This window comes from Paenibacillus sp. Y660 (genome assembly GCF_057221575.1).
In genome coordinates this window covers 88,477-101,901 of the sequence record NZ_JBXBBJ010000016.1, presented here as the reverse complement: position 1 = coordinate 101,901, position 13,425 = coordinate 88,477, and the positions used below count along the sequence as shown (strand labels likewise).

Sequence of the window (13,425 nt, the reverse complement as noted above, 5' to 3'; positions counted from 1 at the left end):
TCATTGGCTGTCTGCACTATTTTAGCTAAGGGACTGAAACAGCTTTTGCCCCTCTCTTACCCACGGATAAATAAACACCTGAAAAGTATATAAAATCGGAATGCCCGCGATCATAAACAAAAAATATGAGGTCGATTCCTTGCGGCTTTCCTTGGCCAGCTCGATTTTTTCCTTGTAATCCTCAATACGTACACGAAGCAGCTCATAATATTGCGGACTCTCATGCATTCGCAATGCATCCAGCGTCTCCACAAAGCTTAAGCCCTCATCTGTTCCAAGCCTTTGCTTGAACCGCTGCAGCGCTCCTCCTGCATCGTGATACCATTCGGCCAGAAGCTGCTCTAAATCATGGCGCATCGTTCTTGTAAAAGGGATGCAGCGCAGCAGCTTCGAATGGATATGCAGCGAGGAATCAGATAAGTAAAGCAACTGCTTGCTTACTGAAAATATTTCTTTGGTCACCTGAAGCGCGCGCAGCTTATGAATGGATCGCAGCCATACTAAGTCGATATACAACAACAGCATGACCAGCAGCAAACCCGGTCCTATGTAAGTGAGGGGTACATAAGCATTTATTCGTTCATGCCATATCCCAGCAATAAGAATGAGCGCGCCAATAGCAAGCATTAGTGATCGCCTTGCGATCACATACCATGCGGCGTCTGCCGTTACCCCGCAGCCCGCGAGCAGCAGCTCTCTCTCCATGAAAGAGGAACGCTGTCTCGAAATACGAAGCAGCCTCAGCCATTTATCCGGTGCTTCCTTCGTTCGCCAGCTTAATACGGCTAGATGCTTCCACCGAGCTGGCCGCTGCGGCAAAAGCTGCAATAGCGCATATATCGATGCTGCGCCAAATACATACTGCCCGATCATCAAGACTAAACGTACCATTTGCTCGGTCCATACAGTCATTCACATTCTCCTTTCACATCTTTTTGCGCGAGAGCCATAATCCCATTAGAAACGAAGCAAATATGAGCACCATCGCATTCAGCAGCATATCTCTCCCCTCGGCATCAACGATGTAGTAATGATAAGAGTTATCCTTGTTATACCGAAGGTTGATTCCGATAAACAAAGCTAGAAACAGAAAAGGAGAGAAGTTGGCTACGCGTATTTCAAGCAATCGATTCCGTTCCTGCTCATTAGCTCGTCTTGCCTTGCGCATATCGGTCAGAAGCTCCTTTAAGCTGTCTGTTACGGTTACCCCCTCTACAAGCGCCACTCGCAAAATATTAACGAAATAGTCCGCCCATACATGGCCTAGCGATGCGGCAAGCAGTCGCAGACTCGCCTCATCGTCGCCGCGTACGGAAAGATTGCGATAAAGCTGCTCAAAAACCGATTGCATCGGTCCAAGCAACCTTCTCTCCTCCACCGTGCGCTGCAGCGCAATCCGAATCTGCCGCTCGCCCGTTACAAGATAGCACTGGTAAAAGAGCTCAACCGCCGGCAAAAAATCGATTTGTGTCTGCATCCGCCGATGGATGAGCATCGTCCTTAGTATCGTGTAGGGCAACGAGCCCAGCACGCCGCCGAACATTAAGGTTCCTTTCACACTTTGAAAGAACAAACCGCCAGATGCGATTCCTGCGAGCAGGAGCAAGCCCGATAGGCATGCAAAGGCAGCAGGCGATATCTTTAATTGGAGCGTTTCTAACAGCTCAGCTAAGTGCTGATGCAGCCATTCATAACGTCTAAACCGTTCAGACAGCCGCTTGCGCCAGCCTCTATTCGCTCGATATGCCAGCTTGCTTCTGAGCTGCTGCTCCTTCGACCAAATGAGGAACAAGCTGTACGATGCAATAAAAAATAAACAAAATAACAAGCACGCCGCCGCTGCTGTCGATAGACTATTCATCCATGTTGCCCCCAGTAGTGGGTTCCAGCTTAGCCCGTGCAGAAGGCGGAAATGGATATAGCCATTCATCCTTCGCCTCGTCGAACCTAACCCAATCTCTTACAAAGGCTTGCCCTGCTTCCCAGCACAGCTCGCCAATACGGCTGATTACCCTTCGACCGCCTAGATAGCTCATTTCAATGCCGATCTCTGTCACATATTGCGTAATCCGTTTCGTCAGGCGCTCGGCATTCATGCCTCTGCCATCGAGCATGCACATGTCCGTTATCGCCTCCGGCACATCCTCCAGCCTATTGGCATGGACAGTCGTCATGCTCCCGGAATGGCCTCGCGTGCAGGCTCGAACGTAAATATTCGCATCGACGTCGCGAATTTCAGCATGGATGATGCGCTGCGGCGATTGCCTGAGCGCGAGCTTAAAGGCTTGATCCGAGCGGTGATAGGCATCCTCTTCATCCGCCATATATTCCACGATATTTTTACTTGGAAAATCACGCCCGAGCATCATCTCGAATCGACCCTCGATCGTTATGATTCGCTCCTCATCCGGAAGCTCCGCAATTAACGCTTTCATCAGATTGGTTTTGCCCGAATTGGTCGCTCCAATGATTACAAGATTGAATCTTGCAGCTAGTATCGCCCTGAGTAGTTGCTGCACACGCGCATTCAGCGTCCTGTAAGCAGGTCTGCATAGCGTCTCTAAGCTGAAGCTGCGCACGGTATAGAAGCGGATCGTCAAGGTTGGACTCGCAGTGAAGCCAAAGCCGGTCATCGTCACCCTAGAGCCGTCTTGCAGCATGACCTCCGCCCATCGCTTACGCGGATTTATACGGTCATTATTGTAGAGAACCAAATTTTGCTGGATGCGCTCCACCTCACGGATGCTGTCAAAGCGGTAGGGAGAAGGGGTCGTTAGACCATTCTTAACGATGAAGATACGCTCGCCGACAACTTGTATTTCCTCAAGCCCCGCCTTATCGGCAAGTACGAGCTCAAGCACGCTAAGTCCAATGACTTCCGCAAACAATGCTTCGGCTAGCGATTGATAGGGATGCTGTACATTTACAGCCCCATGCATGCGCAGTCTGATCAATCGATCCGTAATGACCGCCAGAACCTGCTCGCGCTCTTGCGGGTAGCCAAGCACCGCACGGTTTAACGTCTCGCTGTATTGCCTGCGCTCTTCCTCTCCTAGCCCCTGCGGCGCGCTTAAATAGGTTCTAATATCATCAGCGAGCCTAGCGAACTCCCCTTGCGGGTCAGCTGTCAGGTAAGAGGGCTCCGACGCTGCCTCGAGGCTTTCCTTCTCAACTTGCATTTGTGCTGCAAATTCGGATGGTGAAAAGCGATTTTGCTGCGCCGTCACGAGCTTGTACCGTTGCGATGCGCAAGCAGCTTCCGATACCACGGCTGAACAGAAATCGTATTCACCGTACCGCGAATGCCATGCCTCTGCATAATTGATTTCGCTGGCTCTCGCATCGTTTGCTTCCCTTCCGCATCCTCCTTCAGCCACTGCGCATAAGTACCACTATCCAATTGGCTAAACACCGGCTCGCTTAATTGAAGCTGACCAAGTGCCGATGTGCCAAGCTCTTTGCATATATGCTTCATCTGATAACCTCCATTTCTCCAAGGACTGTTGATGATGACTGATTCGTAATGCTCGGGGCTAACCCCAAATAAAGGCGATACCTGACCAATCCATCGCTTGCCGTCCTCTTGAAAATGCGATAAGGCAGGCGTTGTAACGAGAATTCGTGAGCCTGCTCTTCTGATCGAGCAAATCGTAGCTGCATTGTCCCAATATGCGCCTACGTCCAGAACAATAAGCGCGAAGGCCTGCTCTGCAATCGTCAGCAGATGCTCTGCCTCCTCTGGCGTGAAGTACTCGGCCTGATCTCTCATGAGGTTGCCGAACAGCACCTGCAGATTAGGCTGACCGGGTACTGGAAAAGCAGCTCGACGGAGCTTCTCCGGCGTTAGCGTAAACGAGCGAAGCTCCGGACGCAGCTTATCCAGCGTAATGAGCGGCTCGTCCACGCCTATGTAGCGGTGGATCTTCGCGCTCTTGAGATTGAGGCACAAATATCCGATAGGCTTGCCGCTTTCTTCCGCAATTCGGTAAGCTGCAGCAAACGCCGCTGTCGTCGTTCCAATATTGGGCGTTGTACCAATAAAAACAGCTAGTGGCGCCAAAGCTCCGCTCACGACCCATCAGCCTCCCCGCCAGCAAGCAGCTCAAGCGACAAAGGACTATAAGCGACAACGAGCTTCAACTCGCCGCTCTTGCATGAGCTATCCAGCCTAAGCCATTGCTCCTCCGTTAGGTTTACGTTTATGTAATCGATCATCCCATTCGCTTCCCGCCTAGAAGCATACATTTGTTCCTTGTTTCCCTCGGCCAGCGAAAATAAATTCGGATTGTCCATATTATCGATCTCTACGTTGCCCGAAGTCTTCACCGAGGCCACAGTGACCGCTTCTGGGAAGAGTCGTATGGAGGGAGAAGACTCTCCCGATGCATACAGCAGCACCTTGTCGCCCGCTCTAATTCCGTTCGAAATCGAGCGGATATACTCCTTCGGAATTTGGAAGGTCGATTCGAAGCGTTTGGGCTGCAAATAATAATCGTCGACCTTCCAAATTAATAACGGTTCCCCCTTGCCTAAGGGGATCACTGCCTCCTTCCCGGCGGCATGCTCCAGATTGATGACCATATCGGTGACAAAAGCGCCTTGAGGAACCATTTGAAACTCCAGATCGCTTTCCTTAAGCCGCTCGCCCGCTCCAATAAATCGTTTGGGAACAAGTACGGCGACCGTCTCCTCCTTCTTGATTTGAATTCGCTGCAGCTCATACATGCCGTAAACCAAGCTTGCCGAGAGCACCGCTGCCGTTAAGCTGATGATCGCATTCCGTCTCCTCTTCATCTCCACTCCTCTCTGAGCATAAAAAAAGAACGCACCGACAGCCATCTAAGGCGTACCGCGTGCGTTCTTCGCATAATAAAGCTCATATATAGGTTAGCAATAAGTAATTGAGTTCATAATAGCAAATTGAACTTTCATTTGTCTATCATTTTTTTCCTAATTTTATCAAAATTCACCTAAAGTCGACAAAAAAAGCCATTCAGCAAGAGGAATCCTCTTTTAGACGCTAAATAGCTCTCGCTTATACTAAAAATCAATTAATCCAACGCTAATCAACAAAGCATCGTCAACCTTGCGCATCGTTTCATCATCCAAATGCGTAATTTTGTCGGTGAGGCGCTGCTTGTCAATTGTCCGAATCTGCTCAAGCAGTACAACTGAATCTCGATCAAAACCATGAGCAGCAGCATCCATCTCAACGTGAGTTGGCAGTTTCGCCTTCTGAATTTGAGCGGTGATTGCAGCTACGATGACTGTAGGGCTGAAGCGATTACCAATATCATTCTGAATGACCAATACGGGGCGAACACCGCCCTGCTCCGATCCGACGACTGGCGATAAATCCGCAAAAAACACATCTCCGCGTTTTACAATCAACCTCTACACCCCGCTAACGAGACGGCCTAACGTATGATCTGCTTCTTCCTCCGCTTGAAAAGCTTCCGAGGCCATGTTCAGGTTTATTTTCGCCATTTCCATATACCCGCGCTGCATGGATTCTCGAATTTGACGTTTTTTGCGCTCCACCAAATACAGCTTCATGGCTTGCCGAATAAATTCGCTGCGGTTGGAGTTTTCCTTGGCAACAATCCCGTCAACCTCCTCCAGCAAATGATCTGGCAGGCTAATCATGATTCTTTTGGTATTTTGTACATTGGCCACCGAACTCGCACCCCCAAAACTTTTCCAAAACCATATTACTCATTATGACATTATATTGCCGTCGCTATACTTCAACATATCTATGATCGCCGTATATCAAATATGCTGTATGTTTTCATGTATAGCCTTTATAGAAGATCTACCTTACTACATTCGTGAGATTTGGCGAAAATCCTCTTCTTTTACGAAAGAATGCAGATAAAGATTTTGCTAATTCGAATTAAGTTTGTAATAAGGGGTTGTAAATTGCCATTATTTGGCGACCGCTTACATATACACGAGGCAATCGTACCGCAAGCATGCAAATGAGTTCATAGTTGAGAGTGCCAAGCTGCTGTGCCACTTCTTCCACCGTAATAACCGCATTGCCTTGCCGGCCAATAAGCACAACCTCCTCGCCCTGCTCAACCGGCAATGGAGCCGCTTGTGAAACAGCAGGATCAAGCGCAATCATGCATTGGTCCATACAAATGGTGCCAAGAACCGGTACTTTCACGCCGCGCACAAGCGCGTGCGCCTTGCCTGACAGCATGCGGCTGAAACCGTCTGCATATCCAATCGGCAGCGTTCCGATCCGCTCTTCGCCCTCGGTTACATAACGCGTGCCGTAGCTGATACCCCAGCCCGCAGGGGCTGTTTTGGCCATAACGACTTCCGTCTTAAGCGTCATAACAGGCTCCAGCTCGATGCGCTGCTGATTGACCTCGTCAGAAGGCAATAGTCCGTACATGCTTATTCCGAGCCGCAGCATGCCGCAAGCAAAGTGCGGCGTGTCTATCCCCGCTGCACTATTGGCCGCATGAACAATCGGGATAGGCCAGCCTTGCTGTTCAACATATGCAGCCACTTCACGAAATCTGTCATATTGCAGCTTCGTATAGTCCTTGTCAGCTTCGTCTGCGCGAGCATAATGCGTAAACATCCCCTCAACCTCAAGCTGCGGAACCTGCAGAGCCTTCTCGATAAAGGACACCGCAGCGTCCTTCCCGATCACGCCAAGACGTCCCATGCCGGAATCGATCTTGATGTGTACCTTTAGCTTTCGTCCACTGCTATCAGCGGGAAGCTTAGCAGCAGCCTCTAGAACATCTTCTCTAAATAAACTGATCGTCACATTGTTGTCTCTTGCAACAGACAAGGCATCCGCAGCCACGAAACCTAGCACAAGAATCGGGGTTTGGATGCCTGCCTTCCGTAATTGCAATGCTTCATCAAGAAAAGCAACTCCAAAATAATCTACGCCAAAGCGTTCCGCTTCACGCGCCACTTCGACCGCGCCATGCCCGTAAGCATTCGCCTTGACCGAAGCGAGCAGCTTGCATCCCTCCGGGAGAGCATTGCGGAAAGCTTGTAAATTATGTCGCAGCGCATCTAATGATAGTTCAACCCTGGTCGGGCGATAAAACGATTCCAAGCCTTTCACCTTCTCCTCATCTGGCAGCCATAACAGTCCGAGCAGCAAACATCAATAGCAATAATGTTATACGTTGCTGCTGCGACTGTCAATGAAACGAACCCCGGAAATGGCTAGTACGTCTTGGAAATTCTGCTGTTTCCCAGCTTTATTTCCCGATTTCACCTTGAACCGATTGCGCGATCTTAATCATTTCGGTCTCAGGCAGATTTGCGCTTGTAAGCCGGAATTGATGGCCCTCGTAAGTCCAGGTGAGCGTTTGCTGCTCATCGCCGCTCAATTGCCCCACCGTAATTCCGAGATCAACGAGCAGTCCTGGCACGTACGATGTTGCCACATCTTTTGGCTCCGTTTGAATAAGCGTGTAGCTGTAATCGCCTGTGTAACGGCTCATTAAGCCTGGATTGCCGCCAAACACGATGTCAACTAATTCTGGTTTCGATACGCCATCAGGTGTATACGAAGGAGTCATAGCCGTGAAATCTGCTTCCTCTTCCGGTTTTGCCCCGGTTGCTGCATCGTCGCCTTCATTCTCAGCCGCGTTGCCGCTGTCGTTCGTTTGGTCATTTCCGTCTACTGCGGCGTCATCTTCAGGCTGATTGCCGCTTTGATCGCCTTCGTTTTCTGGTGCTGCTCCGTCCTCATTTGCATCTACACTCGTATTGCCATCCGTATTATCTGTTGCATTGCCTGACGCAGCATTACCATCTTCCTCAGGCGTCGTCATCGTCGGCTCTTCCGTCGTTTGGCTGGAAGGCGCAGCGTTCATATTCGCCTCTGTCTCGAATACAGCCTTGTCGAATTTCGGTCCAAAATCGAACGTATCAAATTTCACCTCAACCATAACCGCTGCGTTTGTATCACTGACTTCGACCTGAACCGGCTTGTAATCCGATTTATTCAGCCAAATCTTCTGACGGGCTAAGGAGCCGTTGTTATAATTTGCCATTACGTCAAATACATAAGCATCATCATCAATGACAAACTGTCGTGAATTATCCACTAGAATGCTCTGAATGAGCGTTTGGTACAAGTAGACTTGACCTTGGTTTTGCGGCCAATCGCTTTGGAAGCGGAACACTTTATTCAGCTTCGGAGTGAGTACGAATACGCCGTCGTCATTGCGAAGCACGATTTGTGTAATATCCTTCTCTTCATTCGTCAGCTTGATCCGATAATACTGCGGCTTTTGATAGGAAACCTCCACTTTATACTCTAGTGGCTGCTGTCCTGTACGCAGCGTCATCGTACCGCTTCCTTGATAGCTCTCCATGCTGTTTACTACCTTGTCGAGCTCCTTAACCACGGACTCGGCGTCCTTCGTTCCGCAAGCAGCTAATACTAATGAAAAGCATAATAATATTGCCGCGGTCCATGTCATGCGACGCATGTAATCATCCCCTCTGCACATTGTTTTTTACTGGCTGATAACATGTCTATGAGGGGACTTGACCAATTATGCGGACTGGCATGTGCTTGACCAAATTTTTAATTTGTCACAGGAGTGATTAAGAACCGAGAGGCCGAGTCCTTCGCGGAATTTGTACAATCGTATCATACGGGTGGAGTGCTTCTTGAAAAGCCCTGGAGCTCCTGTCATTCGCTCTTTAACCTTACTTTTCACGGGCTTTTTCGCTTATTCCAGCATTCATTGTTCTAACCCGTAAGTTTGAAATAACATGCTAGCTCAAATCATTTCGGTTCTGTGGAATGAACAGGAAAAACTCCATCTATTTTCCTGATAAGTCGCCAGTTTGTTCATTTAGCTGGAAAAACTCCCGTTAGTCAGAGCACTTTCACCGAAATAGGGTCAAATGCGAGATATTAACGGGAGAAAATCCATCTAAACCTGATTTTTGCCAAAAATCACTTGAAATAACGGGAGTTTTTCCCGTTCATGCTGACCCAAGAGGGCTCAGCCACATAAATGTTTTGAACCCGAGACTGCAGAAGAACCGGGGATTCCTCCGATTCCTGCATCGTGGCTTGCCATAGGTAAGCCTGGAGGCGGGGAGACTTTCGCTTGCCCACAATCTCATGAAGCCAAGCAACCATAGACCTGAATAGAAAAATAGCGGTACAGGAATAGCCCCCTGTACCGCTATTTTTTCACTTCCAACATTCCATTCAAAGCGAGCTGTCTCCCAGCGAGCATACTACTTTTGGGACTGCTCCATTCATTTTGAATTATGCTATCTTAAAAGATTGGATGATCTCGTCGCCCGTAGCTTTTGCGATTTGCGGTTTCTACTCGGCAGACGTTATCGTCTCGCCCTGTATTGGCTTGATTCCGCCCTTCCAATTAATATTTATCGAACGGGATTCAAACAAATTCGCGCCATCAGACACTTGAAAATGAAGATGCGCCTCGCTTGAGTTGCCCGAATTGCCGAGCTTGCCCATCTCATCTCCGCGCTTGACCTGATCGCCTGCCTTAACGATAACGGAGCCTTTTTTCATATGGGCCAGATAGCTGTATTCGCCGTTGCCATGATCAATAACGACTACATTGCCGGCTGGCGCCTTCTCGTTCATGACGCCGACGGGCTCGTTATCTGGAACATCGTTTACGACGGAGACAACCTCCCCATCTGCTGGCGCAAGCACAGGTTGACCATAGGCATAATAGCTTTCATTTTTGAGTGGATCTCCCTTGTAGGAATACCCATTCTTGCTCTGTACGATGTCGTAGGCATACCGCTGGCTTTCGTGCTCATAATGATAATTTACAAGCGCATTCTCTCCACCCCAAAATACAAACCAATCGCCGCGGAGCGGCCAATCGTATTCGATTTTTGTCTTGTTCTTATCGGTTTCCGGCCAATAGGAAAGCTGCTTGATTTGCAGCCCCAAGATTTCCCCTTTGTCATCAAAAACTGCCGTAAGTCCCTTTTCTTTGGAGTTGCTAACCCAATTATGCATCTTGCCGCCATTATGCTGCATGATAGAAGCCTGCTCGAATGACTCGATCCCCTTAACAAAATCCGTCGCTCTGCTCAAAAAATCCTCTTTCGTCAATTGTTTCTGGAAATCCGCGCTCAAACGATCATAAATAACGTCATATTTGCCGTCAAGCAGCGCTTGAGGCAGTTCCTCCGGTTTCAGCGCATCTCCCACTGCTGCTGCTGCTGTCTCTTTTGGATTAGCCGTTGCTACAGTATCCGTAACAGCCGGACTGTCTGTCGGATCACTATTGTTTGTCGCCGCGTTATTCCCGCCTCCACAAGCCGTAACGAGAACGGCAAGCACACCTGCTGCCATTGCTGTCTTGCCAAACGTAATGACCCCGTTAAACGTATTGCTCTGTTTTTTATTCATTGCTAATTCCCCGCTTTCTTTCAAAATCAATTTTGTCTCCCTCATTCTAGCAACGAAGTCTTATGCCTAACGAAACCCTTGATTACTTGATCCTTAACTTTCATCCGCCAAAGCAGCAAACGAATTAAGCTTCCGTTAAGACAACGTATGGTTTAAGCCAAAAATTTCATGCTATGATGGAGTAAATGACGATTTTGACGAAGGGATTGAAAGAATGAACGACGCGGCTATTTTGCTTGTCGACGACGAGCAATCCATTTTAGAGCTTCTGATGACTGTACTCCACAAGGAGGGGTATACGAATGTGGATACCGCGAGCACAGGGGAAGCGGCTATCGCAGCCTGCGAAGCCAAAACCTATGATTTAATCGTACTAGACGTTCACTTGCCGGGACGCAGCGGAATCGACATCTGTCCTTTTCTCCGCCAAACGACGAATGCCCCGATCCTATTCCTAACCGCTCGAACGACTGACTTCGATAAGCTGACCGGCTTCGCGGTTGGCGGCGACGATTACATTACGAAACCATTCAACCCGCTTGAGGTCGTCGCACGGATCCGCTCTCATCTGCGTCGTTACCTAGCGTCCGCTAGCCAGCTTGCCATTGAAGCAGAGCCAGAGAAACTCTCTAACAGAGCATCCACCGTATACGATTACGGACGGTTTCAGGTCGATGAAACGGCAGGAGAGCTAACGGTCGATCAAAAATCGGTGCCCTGTCCAGCGCTTGTATTTCAATTGCTGCTCTTCTTGTGCAAAAATCCAAATCGCATTTTCAGCAAAAGCGAGCTCTATGAATGCGTATGGGGCGAGGATTCGCTCCATGATGACAATACCGTTATGGTCCATATTCACCGCATCAGGGAGCGGATCGAGCCGGAACCATCGAATCCGCGCTTTATCGTCAATGTGAGAGGACTAGGCTACAAGCTTATTCAAAACGAATCAAGGAGAACCCATTCATTATGACCATAAAACGTCAGCTAACGATGCGGTTTGTCCTCCAGCTCGCAATCGCCGGCTTGGTTGTCCTTCTAATCGCAGCCATAACGGTCATCTGGGTCGTTAAACGCTTTGCCGATATTAGCGTTTCCCATGATTTCGCATCGGTTGGGCTGGCTCGACTCGTAGAATCTTCCGAGCTTGGCAAAAATGGCATACGATTCGATCCGCATCTGCTCGAACAGGTAAAGAAAAACGATGGATGGCTGCAAAGCTTGGACGAAAATGGCAAGGTAGAGCAATCCTACAATACACCTAAAGACGTTCCTCTACGATACAATCCAGGCGAGCTGATCGCGTACTGGACTGGTGAAAAGCCATATCCTTATCATCTTTATTTGTGGATTCAAGACAAGGGCAGCAAGCGTTACACACTGTTGTACGGTGCTCCAAACCAAATCGACCCCTTATTAAACGAAGCCAGAAGCAGCGGAAAAATATCCTCAGACGGCAAGCTGCTGCTTCCAGGAGGAACAATGGAGCGCATCGTACAGCTTGGCGGCTTCGTTCAATTGCTCGATGCGGCCGGCCATGAGCTTGCTTCCTATAACAGACCTGATGTCATTCCGGCTAATTACACGCTTCAAGAGCTTTCCCTCCGCACGCTATACAATGAGCGGTACGGCTTCCATCTCACTTCCTCCTATGAGGATGAGACCGGCCGTACATGGGTAATCGGCCTGCCTAATGCCAGAAGCAGCAATGGAGGAAATAACCTGCTTGTTCCAGAGGAAGCAAAAGTGGTGTTAATCGGCATAATCGCCATGTTCACAACCATTCTAGCCTTGTTCCTGCTGCTATCTCTGTGGAATGCGCATCGTTTTGGCGGGCCTATGCTTCATATGCTGACTTGGCTCGATACGCTGGGCAAAGGCGAATATAAAGAGCCTGGCGACCACAAAGGCATTCGCCACAGCCGAACGCATTCGGGCAAGTGGAGGCGCCGTTACCGCGTCTTTGCCGAGGTCATGCATTCGATCGATAAGCTATCAGACACCTTGCAGCGTGACCAAGCCTTGCGGCATCAAACCGATAGCTTGCGAGAGGAATGGATCGCGGGAATTACGCATGATTTGAAAACGCCGTTGTCATCTATTAAAGGCTATGCGCATTTGCTAGCGGAGCCTAAATATGAATGGTCGATGGAGGAGGTTCGTAAATTTTCCAGCAGCATGCTCGACAAATCTGCACATATGGATATGCTGATCAGTGATCTTGCGATGACTTACCGGCTGAAAACCGGCGTTCGTCCGCCAGAGGCAGAGGAGGTTGATTTAAACAGCTGGCTGCGAGGGGCGCTAGAGCAAGCAGCCGCGAACCCTGAGTACGGCAGGGAAAGAATTGTGTTTCACGAGTCGCATACAGCAGTGGTTGTTAACTTATACACCCCCTGGCTAGAGCGGGTGGTCAACAACCTGACGGCCAACTCACTGCTTCATAACCCGCCTGATACAGTGCTCACCGTCAGTATTTTGGCAGATGAAGGACTAACGATACAATTCGCGGATAACGGTACTGGAATGGATGAGGATACATTAAATAAGCTGTTCGAGCGTTACTATCGAGGCACGGATACGTCCGCAACGCCGAATGGGACTGGTCTTGGCATGGCCGTATCCAAAGGGCTGATCGAGTCTATGGGCGGCCGAATTACAGTGGATACAGCCTTGGGGAGAGGTACTATTATCCGATTAATTTGGAATGGAACAGGATAACCGAATGCAATCATCTATGCTTTTATGAATAAAAAAGAAGGTTATCCCTGTAGGCTGCTTTTGAGACAGACATAGGGATAACCGAAGAAGAATGCTGCTTAAACGCTTGGTTTTTGAAGCTGAGGCACCTCGAAGGTTATCGTTGTGCCCCGCTCGCTTTTGCTTGAAATGCTAAGCCCTGCCCCGTACAAAGACGGCAAGCGTCGATGACCACCATTTCTTCTCATCCGATCATAGCCTTTTTGCATAATGCCCCCTATATGTCTTCGTCCATATCCGTTTATTTCCACATTTATAAT

The 13,425-nt window shown here is 49.1% G+C and carries 13 protein-coding genes; 2 read left to right on the top strand and 11 right to left on the bottom strand.

What is annotated here, in order from left to right:
• Window positions 1-21: 21 nt before the first annotated feature.
• The 10 genes from AC2TDN_RS18045 to AC2TDN_RS18000 form a co-directional block, all read right to left on the bottom strand.
• A complete protein-coding gene (locus AC2TDN_RS18045; RefSeq protein WP_484689513.1) occupies window positions 22-912 on the bottom strand; it encodes a hypothetical protein in 891 nt (296 codons plus the stop codon).
• 13 nt (window positions 913-925) lie between these two features.
• Window positions 926-1,861, bottom strand: coding sequence for a type II secretion system F family protein (locus tag AC2TDN_RS18040; protein ID WP_484689511.1), 936 nt, complete (start codon window positions 1,859-1,861; stop codon window positions 926-928).
• Complete coding sequence (locus AC2TDN_RS18035) at window positions 1,854-3,227, bottom strand: ATPase, T2SS/T4P/T4SS family (RefSeq protein ID WP_484689509.1); 1,374 nt, start codon at window positions 3,225-3,227, stop codon at window positions 1,854-1,856. Before AC2TDN_RS18035 ends, AC2TDN_RS18040 begins: the two co-directional genes overlap by 8 nt.
• Window positions 3,224-4,072 carry a CpaE/TadZ family protein gene (locus tag AC2TDN_RS18030; RefSeq protein WP_484689507.1) on the bottom strand — a complete coding sequence of 283 codons (849 nt, stop codon included), beginning with the start codon at window positions 4,070-4,072 and terminating at the stop codon, window positions 3,224-3,226. Before AC2TDN_RS18030 ends, AC2TDN_RS18035 begins: the two co-directional genes overlap by 4 nt.
• Complete coding sequence (locus tag AC2TDN_RS18025) at window positions 4,069-4,794, bottom strand: SAF domain-containing protein (protein ID WP_484689505.1); 726 nt, start codon at window positions 4,792-4,794, stop codon at window positions 4,069-4,071. The genes AC2TDN_RS18030 and AC2TDN_RS18025 overlap by 4 nt, the downstream gene beginning before the upstream one ends.
• Before the next feature lie 246 nt (window positions 4,795-5,040).
• On the bottom strand, window positions 5,041-5,391 hold the full coding sequence (locus AC2TDN_RS18020) for a type II toxin-antitoxin system PemK/MazF family toxin (RefSeq protein ID WP_028609438.1): 351 nt from the start codon (window positions 5,389-5,391) through the stop codon (window positions 5,041-5,043).
• A gap of 3 nt (window positions 5,392-5,394) precedes the next feature.
• The gene (locus AC2TDN_RS18015) at window positions 5,395-5,676 is read right to left on the bottom strand and encodes a CopG family ribbon-helix-helix protein (protein ID WP_028609437.1); all 282 of its coding nucleotides are present in this window, start codon (window positions 5,674-5,676) and stop codon (window positions 5,395-5,397) included.
• A 220-nt stretch (window positions 5,677-5,896) separates the two neighbouring features.
• A complete protein-coding gene (gene alr, locus AC2TDN_RS18010) occupies window positions 5,897-7,090 on the bottom strand; it encodes an alanine racemase (RefSeq protein WP_482067562.1) in 1,194 nt (397 codons plus the stop codon).
• 148 nt (window positions 7,091-7,238) lie between these two features.
• Entirely contained in the window at window positions 7,239-8,480 is a 1,242-nt protein-coding gene (locus AC2TDN_RS18005) for a LolA family protein (RefSeq protein ID WP_484689502.1), read from the bottom strand.
• 857 nt (window positions 8,481-9,337) lie between these two features.
• Entirely contained in the window at window positions 9,338-10,408 is a 1,071-nt protein-coding gene (locus AC2TDN_RS18000) for a peptidoglycan DD-metalloendopeptidase family protein (protein ID WP_484689499.1), read from the bottom strand.
• Between the two features lie 214 nt (window positions 10,409-10,622).
• Between AC2TDN_RS18000 and AC2TDN_RS17995 the strand changes: the two genes are divergently transcribed.
• Together AC2TDN_RS17995 and AC2TDN_RS17990 are read left to right on the top strand one after the other, a co-directional pair.
• Complete coding sequence (locus tag AC2TDN_RS17995; protein WP_484689498.1) at window positions 10,623-11,378, top strand: response regulator transcription factor; 756 nt, start codon at window positions 10,623-10,625, stop codon at window positions 11,376-11,378.
• The gene (locus AC2TDN_RS17990) at window positions 11,375-13,126 is read left to right on the top strand and encodes a sensor histidine kinase (RefSeq protein ID WP_484689495.1); all 1,752 of its coding nucleotides are present in this window, start codon (window positions 11,375-11,377) and stop codon (window positions 13,124-13,126) included. Before AC2TDN_RS17995 ends, AC2TDN_RS17990 begins: the two co-directional genes overlap by 4 nt.
• Before the next feature lie 98 nt (window positions 13,127-13,224).
• Here AC2TDN_RS17990 and AC2TDN_RS17985 read toward each other — a convergent pair whose 3' ends face one another.
• On the bottom strand, window positions 13,225-13,374 hold the full coding sequence (locus AC2TDN_RS17985) for a hypothetical protein (protein WP_484689494.1): 150 nt from the start codon (window positions 13,372-13,374) through the stop codon (window positions 13,225-13,227).
• Window positions 13,375-13,425 lie beyond the last annotated feature (51 nt).

Bases quoted from the DNA above. Each gene is read 5' to 3' on its own strand.
- AC2TDN_RS17985 (WP_484689494.1), bottom strand. From the start codon at position 13,374: ATGCAAAAAGGCTATGATCGGATGAGAAGAAATGGTGGTCATCGACGC.
- AC2TDN_RS17995 (WP_484689498.1), top strand. From the start codon at position 10,623: ATGAACGACGCGGCTATTTTGCTTGTCGACGACGAGCAATCCATTTTA.
- AC2TDN_RS18000 (WP_484689499.1), bottom strand. From the start codon at position 10,408: ATGAATAAAAAACAGAGCAATACGTTTAACGGGGTCATTACGTTTGGC.
- AC2TDN_RS18045 (WP_484689513.1), bottom strand. From the start codon at position 912: ATGACTGTATGGACCGAGCAAATGGTACGTTTAGTCTTGATGATCGGG.
- AC2TDN_RS18040 (WP_484689511.1), bottom strand. From the start codon at position 1,861: ATGAATAGTCTATCGACAGCAGCGGCGGCGTGCTTGTTATTTTGTTTA.
- AC2TDN_RS18025 (WP_484689505.1), bottom strand. From the start codon at position 4,794: ATGAAGAGGAGACGGAATGCGATCATCAGCTTAACGGCAGCGGTGCTC.
- AC2TDN_RS18005 (WP_484689502.1), bottom strand. From the start codon at position 8,480: ATGCGTCGCATGACATGGACCGCGGCAATATTATTATGCTTTTCATTA.
- AC2TDN_RS17990 (WP_484689495.1), top strand. From the start codon at position 11,375: ATGACCATAAAACGTCAGCTAACGATGCGGTTTGTCCTCCAGCTCGCA.